The following is an 18,192-nucleotide window of genomic DNA, read 5'->3' as shown; positions in this document are numbered from 1 at the left end:
GCGCGTGCGGCAGAGCGGTGCTGTGAACCTAGCCCAAGCGCGGTAACCGGCTTTTTCGCTGAATCAAAATCAGTATTGCGGAGTGAGACGAAGTGAGCACGAACAGAAAGAAGCCCGAGCAACTGCGCAGCCACCGCTGGTACGGCGTGAACGATCTGCGCTCGTTCGGTCATCGCTCGCGCACCGCGCAAATGGGCTATAGCCGCGAGGAATACGCCGGCAAGCCGGTGATCGTCATCCTCAACACGTGGAGCGAAATCAACCCGTGCCACACGCACTTCAAGGTGCGCGTGGAAGAGGTGAAGCGAGGCGTTTGGCAAGCGGGCGGCTTTCCGATCGAACTGCCGGTGCAAACGCTCTCCGAGCCGTTTCAAAAACCCACGACGATGCTGTACCGCAACTTCCTCGCGATGGAAGTCGAGGAAACGCTGCGCTCGTATCCGGCGGACGGCGTCGTCTTGATGGGCGGCTGCGACAAGACCACGCCCGCGTTGCTGATGGGCGCGATCTCGATGGATTTGCCCGCCGTCTTCTTGCCCGCCGGACCGATGCTCAACGGTAATTGGAACGGCCGTACGCTCGGCTCGGGCTCGGATACGTGGAAATATTGGGCCGACTTGCGGGCAGGCAAGATCACGGAAGACGATTGGAAGGGCGTCGAAGGCGGGATCGCGCGTTCGCCCGGGCATTGCATGACAATGGGCACCGCCTCGACGATGACGAGTGCGGCCGAAGCTTTGGGTTTCACGTTGCCGGGCTTCGCGTCGATCCCGGCCGCCGATTCGCGCCACGCGCAAATGGCCGCAAAAACCGGCATGCGTATCGTCGACATGGTGTGGGAAGACCTCAAGCCGTCCGATATCGTCACGCAAAAGTCGGTCGACAACGCGGTGACGACCTGTCTCGCGCTCTCGGGCTCGACCAATGCGATCGTGCACATGATTGCGCTGGCGCGGCGCGCGGGCATCCCGCTGACGCTCGGCCACTACGACGACCTGTCTCGTCGTACCCCGGTGCTGGCCAATATTCGTCCGACGGGCCAGTACTTGATGGAGGACTTTTACTACGCGGGCGGCTTGCGGGCGATGCTGAAGGAACTGGGCGAACTGATCGACGGGAAGCAACTCACCGTCAACGGTAAAACGCTCGGCGAAAACATCGCGGACGCGGAAATTTTCAACGACGAAGTGATCCGTCGGCGCGGCGTGCCGCTGATGCCCGATACGGGCCTTGCGGTGCTGCGGGGCAATCTCGCACCCGACGGCGCGGTGATCAAGCCCGGTGCGGCCGATCCGAAATTACACGTGCATACAGGCCGCGCCGTCGTCTTCAAGGACTACAACGACATGGCGGCGCGAATCGACGACGATGCGCTCGACATCGACGAGACGTGCGTGATCGTCCTGCAGCACGCGGGCCCCGTGGGGGCGCCGGGCATGCCGGAATGGGGCCAACTGCCGATCCCCAAGAAGCTGTTGCAAAAGGGCGTGCGGGACATGCTGCGCATTTCCGATGCGCGCATGAGCGGCACGAGCTATGGCGCCTGCGTGCTGCACGTGGCACCGGAATCGTTCATCGGCGGCCCGTTGGCGCTTGTTAAGGACGGCGATTTGATCGAACTCGACGTCCCCCAACGCAAGCTGAACGTGCTCGTGAGCGACGAAGAATTGGCTCGTCGCAAGGCAGCGTGGGTACCACCCGCGCCGCGTTTTACGCGCGGCTACGGCGCCATGCACCAAATTCACGTCATGCAGGCGGACAAGGGTTGCGATTTCGACTTCCTCCAACGCGACGGCGTGGGAGGGACGGGCGCGACGGCAAGCGAGCCGGAAATCCACTAACGCTCAAAGCGGCAGTGCGGCGGCCCGGCGCGAGGCGGCGCCGGATAGCCGCGTGCGTATCGGAGACGGTGCGAAGCGTGTACGCGTGTAGGAGGCAGGCGTGTGCGATTCGCCGAAGCAATCGACCGTTTCGGTAAGCAGTTAGGACTACTAATGATATGCGACGAATGGCCCGCACGTCTGCGATCGATGGGTGGCAAGGAGAGCAGTAACCGGAAGCCTGCGACACAAAGGTGGCCAGGCGATGCGTAGCGGCTCGACATGACTAGCCGCGATAAGTCCAACAAAGACCAGGAGATGTGATGAAGCACGATAAGCAAGCCACGATGACGCTTGCCGCGGCGGCGGCGATGCTCGCGAGCGGCGGCGCATTCGCTCAGAGCAGCGTGACGCTGTACGGCATCGTCGACACTGGCATCGGCTACCTGAGCAGTCAGGCACCGTCCACCGGTGCGACGACGGGCGGCAAATCGGTGGTGAAGATGTTGGAAGGGGTATGGGGCGGCGAGCGCTTCGGCTTCACCGGCAGCGAGGACCTCGGCGGCGGCACGAAGGCCGTCTTCAAGCTCGAGGAAGGGTTCAACATCGACAACGGGAGCATGGGCAAGACGGGCCTCGCGTTCAATCGCGCATCGTGGGTCGGTCTCGACAACGCCAAGTACGGTACGTTCACGGCGGGCCGTCAGTACACGCCGTACTACACGCTCCTTTCGCCGTATAGCCCGACCAACTGGCTCACCGGCGCGTTCGGTACGCATCCGGGCGATCTGGATGCGCTCGATACCGACTATCGCGTCAACAACGGGCTCGTCTATACCTCGCCGTCCTTCGGCGGCTTCAAGGTGAGCGGCATGTATGCCCTCGGCGGCATTGCCGGCAGCTTCAACGCCGGTTCGACGTGGAGCGTGGCGGCGCAATACTTGATGGGACCGGCCGGCATCGCAGTCGGATTCGCGCGCTTCAACAACGCGACGAACGGCGGCGGCGCTTGGAGCGCGAGTTCCACCGCCTACTCGGGCACGGGCGAACAGGGCGTCTCGAGCATCACGAACGGTTATCAAAACGCGGCGGCTCAGCAGCGTTTCGCGGTAACGGGCGGCTACAAGTTCAACGCGCAGTGGGACGTCTCGGCGACCTATTCGAACGTCCAATATTTGCCCGGCATCGCCTCCGGCTTTACGGACAAGGCGATCTTCAACACGGGCGGCGTCGTGTTGCACTACCGCCCCGTCTCCGCTTGGGATCTGGCGGCCGGCTACAGCTATACGCGCGCGACGACCGCCAACGGGATTCACGATGCCGCGAGCTACCAGCAGTTCAATCTGACTCAGCTCTATAACGTGTCGAAGCGCACGCGCATCTATTTGCTGGAAGCGTATCAGCGCGCCAGCGGCCAAACGCTCGCCACGAACGGCCGCGCGGTGGGGGCAACGGCCAGCATCGGCGAGCAGTCGGCGTCGTCCTCGCGTAGCCAATTCGCCGCGACGCTCGGCATCAATCACCAGTTCTGATCGGTCCCGTTCCGTCCCACTAGCTAGTGCGACACCCGGGAAGCGGCGGTGCGACAGCGCCCCCTTCCTCGGGTATCTACTAAGCTGCAAGTGGGTCACATGTCAATACAATCGTCGACATTGTCAGACAACATGGTCTGGCCTAGCTAAGATGTCAGTCTCGGTGCCGGTCCGTCTCGCAGAAAGCCGCGTCGAATCCGGGGCGACCGCACAGGCTGCACTCCATCCCAATTCTGAGGAGATCACAAGATGAAACGCCAATTCACCCTGTCGACGCTCGCCCTGACGCTGGCTGCCTCGTGCCTCGCGTTGACGGCCGGCACGGCGCAGGCGCGCGTATTCCGGGCGGCGGACGTTCACAGCGACACGTTTCCGACCACGATGGCGTTGAAGTTCATGGGCGACGAAATCTCGAAGGAGACGGGCGGCAAGGACAGCCTGAAAGTCTTCGGCAACAGTGCGCTCGGATCGGAGAACGACACGATCGATCAGGTGCGGATCGGCGCGATCGACATGGTTCGCGCGAACGCTGCGGCCTTCAACGACATCGTGCCCGAATCCATGATCCCGTCGCTGCCGTTCCTGTTCCGCGACATCGATCACTTCCGCAAAGTCATGTACGGTCCGGTCGGACAAAAGATTCTCGACGCGTTTTCCGCCAAGGGCATGGTCGCGCTCACGTTCTACGAGAGCGGCGCGCGTTCGGTTTATGCCAAGAAGGCCATTCATTCGCCGGCCGACATGAAGGGCGTGAAAGTACGCGTGCAGCCGTCGGACCTCATGGTCGACGAGATCAAGGCAATGGGCGGCACGCCCACGCCGATGCCGTTCTCCGAGGTCTACACGGGCCTGAAGACCGGTCTTGTCGACGCGGCGGAAAACAACATTCCTTCGTACGTCGAAACGAAGCATTACGAAGTGGCGCCCGTGTATTCGGAAACGCAGCATTCGATGACGCCTGAAGTGGTGGTGTTCTCGAAGAAGATCTGGGACACCTTGACGCCGCAAGAGCAGCAGGCGATCCGCAAGGCGGCGGCCGATTCCGTGCCGTACTACGAGAAGCTGTGGGTGGCCAAAGTGGACGACGGCGTGCAGACCGTGAAAAAGGACGGCGTGACGATCGTTCCCGCGGCGCAAATCGATCGCGCGGCTTTCGTGAAGGCGATGCAGCCGGTCTGGGCGAAGTACGAGAAGACGCCGGCGATGAAGCAGATCGTCGACGAAATCGTGCAGACCAAGTAACGACGAGCCTGTTCGAGCGTCGAGTCGACCCTGACGGCAAGCGCGCGATGCAGGCGAGTGCGTGGGCCATCGGGGCCGTGGTGTCGTGCAGCGTGCATCGCGCAGCTTGCCATGCATTGCACCCTTGTCCGAGAGACTGACCGATGAACTTCATCAAGCGTCCGAGCGGCATCGTCGCCCTCCTGATCGCCGTATTCGCATCGATTTGCCTGGCCGTGCTTTGCGCGCTCGTCATGTACAGCGTCGTGATGCGCTATCTGTTCGATAACGCGCCCGATTACGTCGAGCCGATCGGCTTACTGATGGTGCTCGTGGTCGCGTTCATGGGGGCGGCGTTGAAAGTGCGCGACGGCGGACACATCGGCTTGGATTCGCTCGCGAAGGCGTTGCCGCCGCGTGGGCGGCTCGCACTCGAAGTGTTGCAGCAGCTTTGCCTCGTCGCATTTTCGCTGGCCGTGTGCTTCGGCACCAAGGAAATGGCGGCGACCACGTTCGACGATCGAATCCCGATTCTCGGCTTGCCGGAGGCCGTTCGCTACGCGATTCCATTCGTCGCCAGCGCTTGCACCATCCTCTTCTCAATCGAGCGCTTGCTGGCGCTCTTCGCGGCTAAGCGGACGTGATTCAAATGGAACTCCTGATTCTTGTCGTCAGTTTTTTGGTCTTTCTCGTGCTGGGCGTGCCGGTCTCTTTTGGGCTGGGCCTGGCTTGCGTGCTGACCTATCTCTATGAAGGGCTGCCGCTCGCCACCGCGATGCAGTCGATGGTCTCGGGCATCAATGCATTTTCGTTTCTCGCCGTGCCGTTCTTCATCTTGTCGGGCGAACTCATGTTGCACGGCGGTATCGCGGATCGGATCCTACGCTTCGCGCAAGCCACCGTCGGTCATTTCCGCGGCGGCCTCGGGATGGCGAACGTCGTGGCATGCACGCTGTTCGGCGGCGTATCGGGTTCGCCCACGGCGGACACCTCGGCGATGGGCGGTGTCGTCATTCCATTGATGAAGCGCGAAGGCTACAGCGCCGCCTATGCCGTCAATGTCACGACTCACGCATCGCTTGCCGGCGCGCTGATGCCGACATCGACGAACATGATCATCTACGCGCTCGCGGCGCAAGGCATTACGGGCATGGTCGCGGGCCATTCGGTGACGGGCGTGTCGATCGGCGATCTGTTGTTCTCGGGCTTGTTGCCGGTGCTCTGGGTGATGGGCTTCGTCTTGCTCGCGGCGTACTGGCAGGCCGTGCGTTATCGTTTTCCGACGCGCGCGGACGGCAACTCGGAGTTGCCGGTGTTTCCAGGGTGGGGGGCGGTGGGTAAGTCGTTTATCGGCGCGATCCCGGGTTTGCTCGTTATCCTGATCATTCTGACGTGCGTCGCGAAGGGGATCGCGACGGCGACGGAAGCCGCGGCGATCGCGGTGGCGTATTCGCTCGTGCTGACGCTCGTCGTGTATCGCACGCTCACGCTCAGAAGGCTATGCGTATGCCTTGCGCGCGCTACGCGTACGACCGGCGTCGTGTTGCTGCTGATCGGCGTGTCGAACATGTTGCGCTTTCAGATGGCCTATCTCGAGATTCCCGCCGCGATCGAACATCTGCTCGAACACGCCACGACGGTACCTTGGTTGATGCTGCTCTACATCAACATCATTCAAGTGTTTCTCGGCACGTTCGTCGATATGGCCGCGCACATTCTCATCACGACGCCGTTGTTTCTGCCGATGGCGATGCACTACGGTGTGGGCCCCGTGCAATTCGGGATCATGATTTTGTTGAATTGCTCGCTCGGGCTCGTCCATCCGCCGATCGGATCGGTGCAGTTCATCGGTTGCGCGATCGGCGACGTGTCGATCGGCGAGACGACGAAAATCGCGTGGCCGTATTACTTGGCCATCTTCAGCGCGATCAACATCGTCACGTACTTCCCGTATTTCTCGACCTGGCTGCCGAGCCTCATCAATTCGCATCCCGTGTTTTGAGCGCCGGCTCGGGCCAGTCCCGCATGTTGTTGGAAGGGCCCGCTTGCGCGGGCCCTTTTTTCGGATGCACGGAAAACGCGCGCCGCGCGATCGGTACGGTTAGGGGGTCGCGTCTTGCCGCGAAAAATCGAAGCTCGCGAAGCTGCCGCCTTGATACCGTTGACCGATCGCCCCGATGGGGTTCGGCTTCGCGAGGATGTCGGCCGCGTAGTCTTCGGCGTTTTGGCGCGGTCGATAACCAAGCCGTGCCGCCCCCGCGTTGTCCCAGTAACTGCGCGTATTCGCGGACACGCCCCAGACCACCTGAAAGCCGAGTTCGGGCGCATTGATCGAGCGATCGATCAACTGAAGCAGATCGTCGAAGCCAAGCCACGTGCTCAGGTGACGAAACTCCGTGGGCTTTTCGACACAGCTGCCGATCCGAATGCAGACGCTTTCGATCCCATGCTTGTCCCAGTACAGGCGCGCAAGCCCTTCACCCCACATTTTGCTGAGGCCATAGAAGCCGTCGGGACGAAAATCGCAGTCGAGGCCGAGCTTCGATTCGACCGGATGCATTCCGATCGCATGATTCGAACTGGCGAAGACGATGCGCTTTACGCCGTGGCGGCGCGCACCCTCGTACACTTCGACAAGCGCCCGCAGGTTGTTTTCGATGATCTCCGGTAACGGTCTTTCCACGCTGGTGCCGGCCATATGAATCAGGATGTCGACGCCGGCAAGCAGGCGATCGACGACATCGGCGTCGCGCAGATCGCCGTGCATGAGGTCTTCGCCTTCCACCATCGGCTCGAGCGGCTGGAAGCCGGCCGCCGAGCGGAGGTCGACGCCACGTTCGAGCAGCGCTTTGCGCAATACGCGGCCGAGTTGGCCGGCCGCGCCGGTCAATGCAACTTTCTTCACGATACGAATCCTTGTGGAAGGGGCTTCATGGAAGGGATGAAAGGGGAGGGCGAGCGCCGATGCCGATCGAGTGCGGCAATGCGTCCGCCCCCGGCGTATTTCGCGTCCGCGCGTTTGCTCACAGATAGTCGACGGCCCAGCCGAGCCCGGCGGTCGTCGTCGTGGCCGGGTTGTATTCGCAACCGATCCAGCCGTCGTAGCCAATCCTTTGGAGATGGGCGAAGAGGAACGGAAAGTTGATTTCGCCCGTGCCGGGTTCGTGACGGCCGGGGTTGTCGGCGAGCTGCATATGGGCGATGCGCGGCAGATGCCGTTCCATCGTCGCGGCGAGTTCGCCCTCCATCCGCTGCATGTGATAGATGTCGTACTGCAAGAACACGTTATCGGTCATGCTCGCATCGATGAGGGCCAGCGCCTGATCGGTGCGATTGACGTAAAACCCGGGGATATCGAACGTGTTGATCGGCTCTATCAATAGGCGGATGCCCTCGGCGGCCAAGGCTTGCGCAGCGAACTTCACGTTGGAGACAAACGTCTCGCAAATCGTATCGGGCGCTGTGCCGGCGGGCGCAATGCCGGCCAGTACGTTCAATTGCTTGCAGCCGAGCGCCCGCGCATACTCGATCGCCGTGCCGACGCCGTCGCGGAATTCGCTCACGCGGTCGGGCAAACAGGCGATGCCGCGTTCGCCGCTAGCCCAGTCGCCTGCGGGTAGGTTGTGGAGCACTTGGGTAAGGCGGTGCCGGTCCAATTGCTCGGCGAGTTCGTGCTTGTCGTAAGCGTAAGGGAACTGGAACTCGACGCCTTTGAAACCGGCATGGGCCGCTTGCGCAAAGCGGTCCAGAAAATCGACCTCGCCGAACAGCATCGTGAGGTTCGCGCAGAGCTTCGTCATGTCAGGTCTCGTGCAAGCGTGCGCTCGACTTGATCGAACGACGCCGCCGATCGCGCGAGACGCGGAAAGCCGACACGCCGCGCATGCTGCGCGGCGCTATCGGCTTTGGAAGCAACAATGTAAGACATCATCGGCGATGTCGTCAAAGTTGTAAAGCAAATTAATGGTCGTCCGGGGCTTTTTCTATTCGGCGGCGCGACCTGCGAACGACGCAGTTAAGAGCCGAACATCCGGCTCAGTGCCCGTTCGAGATGATCGCGCATCGCGCGGGTGGCGCGAGCCGGATCGCGCTGCTGGATCGCCTCGAGCACTTCGAGATGTTCCTGCTGAACGATCCGTTGCCGCTCGATCGATTTCACGAGCGAGAGGTTGCGCGACAAGTTCATGCTGAAGACCATCTGTTCCTGAATCGACGAGAGCCCCGCCACGAAAAATTGATTCTTCGACGCACGGGCGACGGCGAGGTGGAACGCAAAATCGTCTTTGGCGCCGATGCCCGAGGTTTCGACGATTGTCTGCAGGTTGTCCCATTCGGGGCGAATCGCGGCGATGTCTTCGTCGTCGGCCTTCTCGGCGGCGAGTGCCGCCGCGCCCGATTCGATCACCGCGCGGTACTCGTAACAGCGCCGGATGTCCGACAACGTTTCGAGCGGCGCAAAGCGGCGCACATCCGGATCGGGGCGCCGCACGACCGTGGTGCCGGAGCCGTGACGCGTGGCGATGATGCCGTCCGCGCGCAATTGGGCCAGCGCTTCGCGCACCGTGGGGCGCGAAGTGGCGAAGCGTTCCGCTAACGCGTGCTCGGTGGGCAGCCGTTCCCCTTCTTTGTATTCGCCGTCGATGATGCGATTGAGAATGTCGCTATAAATGCGCGCCGGCATGCGCGGCGCCTTTTGCTCGGCCATTTGGGGCGATCTGCGATGAGTTGTCAAGATTGTCGTCAATTGTAAGTCACGGCAGCTCGTAAATCATAGTCCGGTGCTCGTTGGCCCCGGCTTGGGCAACTCGGACAAAGTTGTGCGCGGGCTGAGCGGAACGTACCGTCCGCCGCGGTGGGTCGTACGTGCCGTGGCGCGGCGCGCAGCGATGGGCGCCTCGTTATAGCGTGCCGGCGAACTCGGGTTCGGGCAGGCCGCGCACGCCAGGGGCGAGTGCGAAGACGAAACCGTCGTGCTCGCCAACCACGTTCGGGCAGATCGTCGTGACGAACAGGGTGTCGAAGCCGGCGCCGCCGAATGCGCACATCGACGGTTTCGACGCCGGCAACGCGAGCTTGCGGTCTAGCCGGCCTTCGGGCGTGAAGCGCAACAAGAGGCCGGCATCGTTGGCGCAGGTCCAGTAGCAGCCCTCGGCGTCGATCGAGGCGCCGTCGGGACGACCGGCGTAGGCGTGCAGATCGGCGAAGATGCGGCGGTTCGAGGGGATGCCGTCGTCGATGTCGTAATCGAATGCCCAAATGAGCCGACTCGACGGATGCGAATCCGAGAGGTACATCGTGCGCCCGTCCGGCGACCAGGCCAGGCCGTTTTGCGTGCAAAGCGCATCGACGATCGGCGCGGACAGGCCCGAGGCCGCATCGTATCGATAGAGCTTGCCCGCGGGATGGGGAGCACTAGCATCCTGCACCATCGTTCCGGCCCAGAAACGGCCTTGGCGATCGCAGCGTCCGTCGTTGAAGCGCATGCGTTCGGCGTCGTGCTCGACGGAAACGAGGCGGCGGATCGAGGCGGTGCCGTGGTAGGCGGGTGTTTCTTCCGCTTGGGCGGCGTGATCCGACGGCTCGTGCAATTCGACGGCGAACAGCCCTGTCTCCAACGCGGCCAACACCGTGCCGTTGCGGTCGAACGCCACGCAGCCTACGCGTTCAGGCAATTGCCATTCGGTGCGTCGATCGCGCCGGGGCTCGTAGCGCAGCAGCGTTTGCGCGGGGATGTCCACCCAGTAAAGCGCATGCTGCGCGGCGCGCCATACGGGGCTTTCGCCGACGGCGCAGCGCCGTGCGCGATGAGGCTCAAGGCGATGCGGTGGCGCGAATCCTCGATCGTCGGTCATTGTGTTTCCGTTGCCGTTCGCCGCGTACGGTCGGTACATGGCGAATTTTGAAGATGGATCGTCGAGACTCGTGTTGCGCGATCTGGCGCCACGATCTCATGTGGGCATTGTTGTTATACAACACGGATATTGTCAATCATGTGTACGACCGGGCGCAGCAGTTCGGATGGCCCGGCTTGTACTGTCGCAGTAGGCGCAATCGTCAAGTTTGCTCGGCGGGTAGCGTCCGGCGAGGATGGTCTTCTTTGGGGGTAAGTCGGTCCTAGTTCCGCAGCTGTTCATTTCCGAGGGCTGCGATGACCGGCATGCTGTGAGGCCGCCCCGGATGATGGTTCCGGCGCACGGAGGACAAATGAAAAAGGGCGTCACCGGAGTGGCGCCCTTGAAGCAGGAAGTCGGGGGTCCGCTTACCCGAAAGTAGCTGCCGACACTGATCCCGACTTTTCACCGACAAGCTTACAAAGAAGGGGATACATCGTCAATGGAACTCTCCGATGAAGCGCTGGCCGCCGTTACTCTGCTGCTGTCCGGCGAAAGACTTGGGACGTTCCTTAAACTTGCCGGTTCGCCGCGGCCGGCGATAGCGCTACATCAGCAGACGCTGCAAGTAGCCGGAAGCCTAATGTGCGTGACCGCAATCGTCGAGATCGCGTTGCGCAATACCATCTGCGATCAGCTCGCGGCCTATTTTGGGAGGGGCGACTGGCTGCGGAATCCGCCGGCACCGTTCATCTGGCGAGAGCAGGAGAAGACCCGCATTGGTGAAGCGATCGCCAGCGCACAGCGAGCGGCTTACGCAAAGCTGAATACGGCGCAAAAGCACGCGATCGACGACCGCTTGTTCCGCGATGGTGTGCCGACGGCGTTGAGCCATGAAAAACACTCGAAAATCCGGCAACGGTCATTGCCGGTATCGAACGGACAGATGATCGCACAGCTGACGCTGTTCTTTTGGAAGCGTCTGTTCTCGACAGACTACGAGGCGGCGCTCTGGCGCCCCGTGCTCAAGCGGGTGTTTCCGGACAAACAGCTTCGGCGTGCGGACGTGGCTGTACAGCTTGAGTGCATCTACCAGACGCGCAACCGGATTGCCCATCACGAGCCCGTGTACGGACATCGGCTGCGCGATACCCTCGAGGCGATTAGGTTCGTCATGAGCCGACTTGGACAGCGCAAAGCAAGTCCCGCCACTCCCCTTGCGCAGTTGCTGGCCGATGAGTGGCTCGTCCTGTCGACTCAGGCGGACGAGCTTCGGAGGCGCATCGAAGCGATGCCCGGCGGCATCGCGGAGCAGCTCTCCGGGCGCAGTACCTCGGGTGAGCCGGGTATGGCCACAGCCTGCGCGAAGCCGACGATTGCATAATCGGTGGGGCGATGAGACCTTGATTGGTTTGTGCGGCCGGTCAAGTCGGCTATTTGAAGTCCGGCAAGCTGTTCGTGAGCTACCGCGCTGACAGCGTCGGGCTCGACACTATCCCAATGAATGCGCACCTCCACCGAGCTTCTTAGTAGTCGCGAAGGGCGGCCTAGGACGTAGAAGATCAACTCCGCGCGTCCGTCGCCACCGCCAGCGGCGCGATAGTAGTCCCGGTAAAGCCAGCTTACCCGCTCAAGCAATAGCCGTGTAGCGTAGCGGTAGAGCGAAAATTTCTCTTGCTGGAATTTTTCAGGATCGGCGATTGACGGCTTGTGCGCGTGGACGTGAATGTGCTGGAGGGACGACTCGCTGACTCGCCGAACGAACGGCACTCGCTGCTCGTGTATGAGGTTGCGGAAGTGCAGTGCGTGCTTGGATGGGGGTGTACTCCGGTCTTCAGCAAGTCGCTACGCCAGATTTACGCCAAACGAAAAGGCCCAGCCTTGCGGGCTGGGCCTTTCGGAGGAATGCTTGGTGCCCGGGGTCGGACTCGAACCGACACGCCTTGCGGCGGGGGATTTTGAGTCCCCTGCGTCTACCTGTTTCACCACCCGGGCTTCGTCGGCGATATAGCGTCGCCAGACGTAAGAGCGCGATTATGGCCGAAATCGCCACCGGTGACAAGCGCCCGTCACCGAGCGGCGAGGTCACTGGCTCAAGTACACGAATTTGCCGCCCTTGATCGTCCCCATCACGCTCGCGCGCTGATCGAGCCCGACATGATCGCTCGCGCTCGTATTGACCACGCCGTTCGGCACGACCAGTTCATGCGCCTGCTCCAGCGCCGTCCGCAACGCGGCGCGAAACGCCTCGGTGCCCGGCTGCCCGTGCTTCAACGCGCGCGCAACGGCATCGTTCAAGCGCGGATAGACGCCCGCCGCGTCGGCAGCGAATTGCGTGACGCTGCCCGCTCCGTACTTCGCCTCGTACGACTCGACGAACGCCAGCGCTTCCTTCTTCGACGGATGATCGGCCGGCAGCGTGCGCGCCACCATGACCGGCTGCGTCGGGAACAACGTCCCTTCGACGTCCTTACCCCCGAGCTTGATGAACTCGGGCGTCGCGATGCCGTGCGTCTGGTAGATCGGCCCCCTGAACCCGCGTTCGACCAACTCCCGCTGCGGCAGCACGGCCGGCGTACCCGCGCCCGCCACCAGGATCGCATCGGGCTTGGCCGCCATCAGCTTGAGCACCTGGCCCGTCACGCTCGAATCGGTACGGTTGTAGCGTTCTGTCGCGACGACCGAGAGGTGCCGCAACTTCGCGAACGTCGAAAACGCCTTGAGCCAACCGTCGCCGTAGCTGTCGGCAAAGCCGATGAAACCCACCGTCTTCACGCCATGGTTCGACATGTACCGCGTCATGACATCGGCCATCGCGCTGTCCGTCTGCGCCATTTTGAACGCCCAGACACGCGGGCCTTCCTGCGGCTCGACCACGCTGCCCGAGCCGATCAGCGTGATCATCGGCGTATGCGACTGCGCGATGGGATCGAGCGCGGCCAGCGCGGCCGGGGTCACATTCGGGCCCACCACGACATCGACGTGATCTTCGTGGATGAATTTGTCGATGTTGCGCACGGCCTTGCCGGGATCGGAGCCGTCGTCGAGGAAGAGATATTGCGCCGGCTGCCCCGCGATCGTCTTAGGCCACATCTGCATCGCGTTCTTGCTCGTGATGCCGATGACCGCGGCGGGGCCCGTCGAGGACAAATCGATGCCGACTTTGATGTCGGCGAGCGCCGGGACGGTTTGCGCCGCGCACGCGAGTGCGCAGGCCGCGAGCGCGAGCGAGCGCCGCAAGGATCCGAATAACGCCATGCAAAAGGTCTCCCGAGGTTCGTTGTTCGATGCGAGGTGGACGCAGGCGGTCGCGGCTTACAGCTCGTAGCTCTCGTGCTCGCCCTTGAGCGCTTGCTCGATCAGCTTGCGGTTCAGCGTCGGCGACAGCAGTTCGACGAGCGTATACACATAGCTGCGCAGATAGGCGCCTTGCTTGAGCGCGACACGCGTCAAATTGCTGCCGAACAGGTGCCCGACCGGCATCGCCCGCAGATGTCGGTCGCGTTCGGCGTTGAACGCGATGTCGGCCATGATTCCCACGCCCAAGCCCAGCTCGACGTAGGTCTTGATGACGTCGGCATCGATGGCTTCCAGCACGATGTCGGGCGCGAGGCCTCGCAGCGAAAACGCCTGGTTGATCTTGGTGCGGCCGGCAAACGCGTTGTCGTACGTGATCAGCGGGTACTGCGCCAGGTCTTCGAGCGAGAGCTGTTTGCGCTGCAGCAGCGGGTGATCCGGGAGCATGATCGCCACGTGGTGCCATTGGAAGCAGGGCAGCGACACCAGCTCCTTATAGGACGAAATCGCTTCGGTCGCGACCGCGATGTCGGCGTGGTCGTGCATGACCATCTCCGCCACCTGCGTCGGACTGCCTTGCAAGATCGACAGATGCACCTTCGGAAACCGTTTCTTGAACTCGGCGATCGCGCCGGGCAACGAGTAGCGCGCCTGCGTGTGCGTGGCGGCGATCACCAGATTGCCTTGGTCCTGCGCCGCGAAGTCCTTACCCACCCGTTTGAGGCTTTCCACCTCCTGCAAGATCCGCTCGACCGAAGCGAGGATGATGCGCCCCGGCTCGGTCAACGAACGCACCCGCTTGCCGTGGCGCGTGAAGATCTCGACCCCCAGCTCGTCCTCGAGTTCGATGATTGCCTTCGACACGCCCGGCTGCGACGTATACAGCGCCTTGGCGGCCTCCGTCAGGTTGAAGTTCTGTCGGACCGCCTCGCGCACGAACCTAAATTGGTGCAGGTTCATTTATAACCCTGTCGACATAAGAAAAGAATTTTTAAGTCGTTTGAAATATAAGGCCAGTTTATTACGATCGACGCACGTTTTTCAATATGCATAGCTGTTTTTGTCATTAGCACATGACCGAACCGTCTGAACGATGGGCGGCCAGGTGCGATCGATAGCGATTCGGGCGCTTGCCAAGCGCGGCGCGACACAACCAGAGGTCCCGAATGTACCAATACGATCAGTACGACCAGACCATCGTCGACGAACGCGTCGCGCAGTACCGCGACCAAGTCCGTCGCCGCTTGTCGGGCGAATTGAGCGAGGACGAGTTCCGCCCGCTTCGGCTGCAGAACGGCCTGTATATGCAGCGCCACGCCTACATGCACCGGATCGCGATCCCGTACGGCAACCTGCGCAGCGATCAATTGCGCATGCTGGCGCACATCGCACGCAAGTACGACCGCGGCTACGGCCACTTCTCGACGCGCACGAACATCCAATACAACTGGATCAAGCTCGAGGAGACGCCCGATCTGCTGGCGGACCTCGCCAGCGTGCAGATGCACGGCATTCAGACGTCCGGCAACGACATCCGCAACATCACGGCCGACCAGTTCGCCGGCGTGGCCCCCGACGAGATCGTCGATCCGCGCCCGTGGGCCGAGATCTTGCGCCAGTGGTCCACGTTCCACCCCGAATTTAGCTGGCTGCCCCGTAAGTTCAAGATCGCCGTGTCGGCTTCGAAGGAAGATCGCGTCGCCGTGCAGATCCACGACTTGGGCGTGTACCTGTCGAAGAACGAGGCGGGCGAGGTGGTCTGCGCGATTCTCGCGGGCGGCGGCCTCGGCCGTACGCCGATCATCGGATCGATCATCCGCGAAAACTTGCCTTGGCAGCATCTGCTGACGTATTGCGAGGCGGTCCTGCGCGTGTATAACCGGTTCGGCCGTCGCGACAACCTGTTCAAGGCGCGCATCAAGATTCTCGTGAAGGCGCTCGGCCCCGAGAAGTTCGCGCAGCAAGTCGAAGAGGAATGGCGACACCTGAAGGACGGCCCCTCGACGCTGACGCAAGCCGAGTTCGATCGCGTGGCGCGTCACTTCGCTCCGCCGGCTTACGAAAAGCTGTCGGATACCGATGCCTCGTTCGAAAAGCACCTGCTCGAAAACCGTGCCTTCGCGCGCTGGATCGAACGCAACCTGCGTCCGCACCGGGTGCCCGGTTACGCCGCGGTCACGCTCTCGCTCAAGCCGGCCAAGGGTGCGCCGGGCGATGCCACGGCCGAACAAATGGAAGCCGTCGCCGACTGGGCCGACCAGTACGCGTTCGGCGAGATCCGCGTGTCGCACGAGCAAAACCTGATTCTCGCGGACGTCCGCAAGCGCGACCTCTTCGACCTGTGGGAAAAAGCCAAGCAGCAAGGCTTCGCCACGCCGAACCTCGGCTTGCTGACCGACATCATCGCCTGCCCGGGCGGCGATTTTTGCTCGTTGGCCAATGCGAAATCGCTGCCGATCGCGCAGGCCATCCAAGATCGGTTCGACGACCTAGACTACGTCTACGATCTCGGCGATCTGTCGTTGAACATTTCCGGCTGCATCAACTCGTGCGGCCACCACCACGTCGGCAACATCGGCATTCTCGGTGTCGACAAGGACGGCTCCGAGTGGTACCAGGTGACGCTCGGCGGCGAGCAGGGCACGAGCGCCACGGGGGCGCGTCTCGGTCGCGTGATCGGGCCGTCGTTCGCGGCGGAGGAAATGCCCGACGTGATGAGCAAGGTGATCGACACGTTCGTCGAGAACCGCATCGACGGCGAGCGCTTCATCGATACCTACAATCGGATCGGCGTTGCGCCGTTCAAGGAACGCGTCTACGCGTCGCGCCAGCCGGCGCACGCGTAAGCACAGGGCGAAGAGGGATATTTGCAGATGACTTCGATTATCAAGAACCGCTCCGTGGTGCGCGACGATTGGACCGTGGTGCGAGCCGCCGAAGACGGCTCGCTGCCTGTGCCCGACACACTGCCCGCCGGCCGCGTGCTCGTGCCGTTCGCGCTGTGGAAGCAAGCGCGCGAGGCGCTCGTCGCATCGCGCTCGCGCGACGCGCTCGGCGTGTGGCTCGCGCCGGACGACGAACCGGCCGAGCTCGCCGCCGATTTCGATAAGATTTCGCTGATCGGTGTCGATTTTCCGGTGTTCCGCGATGGCCGCGGCTACAGCACCGCGCGTTTGCTGCGCGAGCGTTACGGCTGGACGGGCGAGCTGCGCGCGATCGGCGACGTACTGCGCGATCAATTGAACTTCATGTTCCGTTGCGGCTTCGATGCGTACGCCGTGCGCGCCGATAAGGACATCCACGATGCGCTGCGTGCCTTCGAGGAGTTTTCGGTCAAGTATCAAGGCGCATTCGACACGCCGCAGCCGCTGTTTCGCCGCCGTGCGGCGCTCGAATCGGAGCCGCGCGCATGAGCCAGGACCGCACGCCCGCCGCGGCGCCGATCGATGCGGCGCTCCAAGCGAAAATCGATCGGCTGCATGCGTTCGTCGACGACATCGCGCAGCGCCATCCCCGTATCAAACTCGCGAGCAGCTTGGCGGCGGAGGACATGGTGCTGACGCATGCGATTTTGTCGCGCCAGTTGCCGATCGGGATCTTTTCGCTCAATACCGGCCGTTTGCATGCGGAGACGGTGGCGATGATCGACCGCGTTCGCGAACGTTACGGTTACGAGATCGAGCAGTTCCATCCGCAGCCCGAAGCCGTGGACGAGTACGCGAAGGCGCATGGCTTGAACGCGTTCTATGAAAGCGTCGAGCTGCGCAAGCGCTGCTGCGAGATCCGCAAGGTGGCGCCGTTGAACCGCGCACTGTCCGACGTGGACGCCTGGGTGACGGGCCAGCGTCGGGAGCAGTCGGTTACGCGTGCCGAATTGCATGAACAAGAGCACGACGGTGCGCGCAACATCGCGAAATACAACCCGCTGGCGGACTGGAGCGAAGGCGAGGTCTGGGCGTATCTCGAGAAGTTCGACGTACCCGTCAATCCGCTGCACGCACGCGGCTATCCGAGCATCGGCTGCGAACCGTGCACGCGCGCGGTTCGCCCCGGCGAGGACAGCCGGGCGGGGCGCTGGTGGTGGGAGTCGCGCGACTCGAAGGAATGCGGGCTCCATATCTCGGTGTCGACCGTTCAATTCGCGCCGGGCGCGGCCTGACGCGAACCGCGTCACCGCCACGCACGCAGTACAAACCAGCATAAGCAGCACACGCAGCATCCGAATGCCGTGACCGCTCGCCCGAGCGCATCGGCGCCGGGCGCGGCCCACGGGCAAACGATAGGAAACCGTTAAACATGAGCACGATTCTCGAACCTTCCGCGACGACGCCGCTCACGGTCAGCGCGACCCGCATGGACCACCTCGACTGGCTAGAAGCCGAGTCGATCCACATCCTGCGCGAACTCGTGGCCGAGTGCGCCAAGCCGGCACTGCTGTTCTCGGGCGGCAAGGATTCGGTCGTGGTGCTGCACCTGGCGCTGAAGGCGTTC

General features: G+C 62.6%; 16 protein-coding genes, 1 tRNA gene and 1 pseudogene. 10 read left to right on the top strand and 8 right to left on the bottom strand.

The genetic code is table 11. From position 1 onward, the window contains the following. The first annotated feature begins 92 nt into the window (after positions 1-92). From araD to ACTHN9_RS25295, 5 genes are all read left to right on the top strand, one after another. A complete protein-coding gene (gene araD, locus ACTHN9_RS25315; protein ID WP_440539561.1) occupies positions 93-1,841 on the top strand; it encodes an L-arabinonate dehydratase in 1,749 nt (582 codons plus the stop codon). A 302-nt stretch (positions 1,842-2,143) separates the two neighbouring features. Further along, positions 2,144-3,352, top strand: a complete 1,209-nt coding sequence (locus ACTHN9_RS25310) for a porin (RefSeq protein WP_440539560.1) — start codon at positions 2,144-2,146, stop codon at positions 3,350-3,352. A gap of 249 nt (positions 3,353-3,601) precedes the next feature. Next, positions 3,602-4,594 carry a TRAP transporter substrate-binding protein gene (locus ACTHN9_RS25305; protein ID WP_440539559.1) on the top strand — a complete coding sequence of 331 codons (993 nt, stop codon included), beginning with the start codon at positions 3,602-3,604 and terminating at the stop codon, positions 4,592-4,594. 143 nt (positions 4,595-4,737) lie between these two features. After that, the gene (locus ACTHN9_RS25300; protein ID WP_440539558.1) at positions 4,738-5,217 is read left to right on the top strand and encodes a TRAP transporter small permease; all 480 of its coding nucleotides are present in this window, start codon (positions 4,738-4,740) and stop codon (positions 5,215-5,217) included. A gap of 5 nt (positions 5,218-5,222) precedes the next feature. Then, positions 5,223-6,575, top strand: coding sequence for a TRAP transporter large permease (locus tag ACTHN9_RS25295; RefSeq protein WP_440539557.1), 1,353 nt, complete (start codon positions 5,223-5,225; stop codon positions 6,573-6,575). A gap of 99 nt (positions 6,576-6,674) precedes the next feature. Here ACTHN9_RS25295 and ACTHN9_RS25290 read toward each other — a convergent pair whose 3' ends face one another. The 5 genes from ACTHN9_RS25290 to ACTHN9_RS25270 all read right to left on the bottom strand — a co-directional run bounded on the left by ACTHN9_RS25290 (position 6,675) and on the right by ACTHN9_RS25270 (position 10,425). Then, complete coding sequence (locus ACTHN9_RS25290; RefSeq protein WP_440539556.1) at positions 6,675-7,478, bottom strand: NAD-dependent epimerase/dehydratase family protein; 804 nt, start codon at positions 7,476-7,478, stop codon at positions 6,675-6,677. 118 nt (positions 7,479-7,596) lie between these two features. Continuing rightward, positions 7,597-8,373 carry a hydroxypyruvate isomerase gene (gene hyi / locus ACTHN9_RS25285; protein ID WP_440539555.1) on the bottom strand — a complete coding sequence of 259 codons (777 nt, stop codon included), beginning with the start codon at positions 8,371-8,373 and terminating at the stop codon, positions 7,597-7,599. After that, positions 8,370-8,504, bottom strand: a complete 135-nt coding sequence (locus ACTHN9_RS25280; RefSeq protein WP_440539554.1) for a hypothetical protein — start codon at positions 8,502-8,504, stop codon at positions 8,370-8,372. Before ACTHN9_RS25280 ends, hyi begins: the two co-directional genes overlap by 4 nt. An 84-nt stretch (positions 8,505-8,588) precedes the next feature. After that, entirely contained in the window at positions 8,589-9,278 is a 690-nt protein-coding gene (locus ACTHN9_RS25275; RefSeq protein ID WP_440539553.1) for a FadR/GntR family transcriptional regulator, read from the bottom strand. Positions 9,279-9,471: 193 nt separating this feature from the next. Further along, a complete protein-coding gene (locus ACTHN9_RS25270) occupies positions 9,472-10,425 on the bottom strand; it encodes an SMP-30/gluconolactonase/LRE family protein (protein WP_440539552.1) in 954 nt (317 codons plus the stop codon). Positions 10,426-10,906: 481 nt separating this feature from the next. On the opposite strand from ACTHN9_RS25270, the gene ACTHN9_RS25265 reads away from it, so the two are divergent. Continuing rightward, complete coding sequence (locus ACTHN9_RS25265) at positions 10,907-11,788, top strand: hypothetical protein (protein ID WP_440539551.1); 882 nt, start codon at positions 10,907-10,909, stop codon at positions 11,786-11,788. A 526-nt stretch (positions 11,789-12,314) separates the two neighbouring features. On the opposite strand, the gene ACTHN9_RS25260 is transcribed toward ACTHN9_RS25265, so the two are convergent. The 3 genes from ACTHN9_RS25260 to ACTHN9_RS25250 all read right to left on the bottom strand — a co-directional run bounded on the left by ACTHN9_RS25260 (position 12,315) and on the right by ACTHN9_RS25250 (position 14,661). Beyond that, positions 12,315-12,399: transfer RNA gene (locus tag ACTHN9_RS25260), tRNA-Leu, on the bottom strand. Between the two features lie 90 nt (positions 12,400-12,489). Then, positions 12,490-13,662, bottom strand: a complete 1,173-nt coding sequence (locus tag ACTHN9_RS25255; RefSeq protein ID WP_440539550.1) for an ABC transporter substrate-binding protein — start codon at positions 13,660-13,662, stop codon at positions 12,490-12,492. Positions 13,663-13,719: 57 nt separating this feature from the next. After that, positions 13,720-14,661: a CysB family HTH-type transcriptional regulator gene (locus ACTHN9_RS25250; protein WP_440539549.1), complete on the bottom strand. Its 942-nt coding sequence runs from the start codon at positions 14,659-14,661 to the stop codon at positions 13,720-13,722. A gap of 206 nt (positions 14,662-14,867) precedes the next feature. Between ACTHN9_RS25250 and ACTHN9_RS25245 the strand changes: the two genes are divergently transcribed. The 4 genes and pseudogenes from ACTHN9_RS25245 to ACTHN9_RS25230 form a co-directional block, all read left to right on the top strand. Beyond that, positions 14,868-16,547 (top strand): nitrite/sulfite reductase, encoded by a 1,680-nt coding sequence (locus tag ACTHN9_RS25245; protein ID WP_440539548.1) that lies wholly within the window; start codon positions 14,868-14,870, stop codon positions 16,545-16,547. 27 nt (positions 16,548-16,574) lie between these two features. Continuing rightward, complete coding sequence (locus ACTHN9_RS25240) at positions 16,575-17,114, top strand: DUF934 domain-containing protein (RefSeq protein ID WP_440539547.1); 540 nt, start codon at positions 16,575-16,577, stop codon at positions 17,112-17,114. Further along, a complete protein-coding gene (locus ACTHN9_RS25235) occupies positions 17,111-17,860 on the top strand; it encodes a phosphoadenylyl-sulfate reductase (RefSeq protein WP_440539546.1) in 750 nt (249 codons plus the stop codon). Before ACTHN9_RS25240 ends, ACTHN9_RS25235 begins: the two co-directional genes overlap by 4 nt. A gap of 137 nt (positions 17,861-17,997) precedes the next feature. Further along, positions 17,998-18,192 (top strand): annotated as a pseudogene (locus ACTHN9_RS25230) (sulfate adenylyltransferase subunit CysD); the annotation flags it as partial.

Source organism: Trinickia sp., from assembly GCF_051953405.1.
Taxonomy (GTDB): Bacteria; Pseudomonadota; Gammaproteobacteria; order Burkholderiales; family Burkholderiaceae; genus Trinickia.
Note: the sequence above shows the minus strand (reverse complement) of the source record. Positions and strands in the feature narration are given on the sequence as shown.

What these genes read in the sequence shown, in the direction of transcription:
- ACTHN9_RS25310 (WP_440539560.1), top strand. Translation starts at nt 2,144, where the DNA reads ATGAAGCACGATAAGCAAGCCACGATGACGCTTGCCGCGGCGGCGGCG.
- ACTHN9_RS25305 (WP_440539559.1), top strand. Translation starts at nt 3,602, where the DNA reads ATGAAACGCCAATTCACCCTGTCGACGCTCGCCCTGACGCTGGCTGCC.
- ACTHN9_RS25300 (WP_440539558.1), top strand. Translation starts at nt 4,738, where the DNA reads ATGAACTTCATCAAGCGTCCGAGCGGCATCGTCGCCCTCCTGATCGCC.
- ACTHN9_RS25295 (WP_440539557.1), top strand. Translation starts at nt 5,223, where the DNA reads ATGGAACTCCTGATTCTTGTCGTCAGTTTTTTGGTCTTTCTCGTGCTG.
- hyi (WP_440539555.1), bottom strand. Translation starts at nt 8,373, where the DNA reads ATGACGAAGCTCTGCGCGAACCTCACGATGCTGTTCGGCGAGGTCGAT.
- ACTHN9_RS25280 (WP_440539554.1), bottom strand. Translation starts at nt 8,504, where the DNA reads ATGATGTCTTACATTGTTGCTTCCAAAGCCGATAGCGCCGCGCAGCAT.
- ACTHN9_RS25275 (WP_440539553.1), bottom strand. Translation starts at nt 9,278, where the DNA reads ATGGCCGAGCAAAAGGCGCCGCGCATGCCGGCGCGCATTTATAGCGAC.
- ACTHN9_RS25270 (WP_440539552.1), bottom strand. Translation starts at nt 10,425, where the DNA reads ATGACCGACGATCGAGGATTCGCGCCACCGCATCGCCTTGAGCCTCAT.
- ACTHN9_RS25265 (WP_440539551.1), top strand. Translation starts at nt 10,907, where the DNA reads ATGGAACTCTCCGATGAAGCGCTGGCCGCCGTTACTCTGCTGCTGTCC.
- ACTHN9_RS25255 (WP_440539550.1), bottom strand. Translation starts at nt 13,662, where the DNA reads ATGGCGTTATTCGGATCCTTGCGGCGCTCGCTCGCGCTCGCGGCCTGC.
- ACTHN9_RS25250 (WP_440539549.1), bottom strand. Translation starts at nt 14,661, where the DNA reads ATGAACCTGCACCAATTTAGGTTCGTGCGCGAGGCGGTCCGACAGAAC.
- ACTHN9_RS25245 (WP_440539548.1), top strand. Translation starts at nt 14,868, where the DNA reads ATGTACCAATACGATCAGTACGACCAGACCATCGTCGACGAACGCGTC.
- ACTHN9_RS25240 (WP_440539547.1), top strand. Translation starts at nt 16,575, where the DNA reads ATGACTTCGATTATCAAGAACCGCTCCGTGGTGCGCGACGATTGGACC.
- ACTHN9_RS25235 (WP_440539546.1), top strand. Translation starts at nt 17,111, where the DNA reads ATGAGCCAGGACCGCACGCCCGCCGCGGCGCCGATCGATGCGGCGCTC.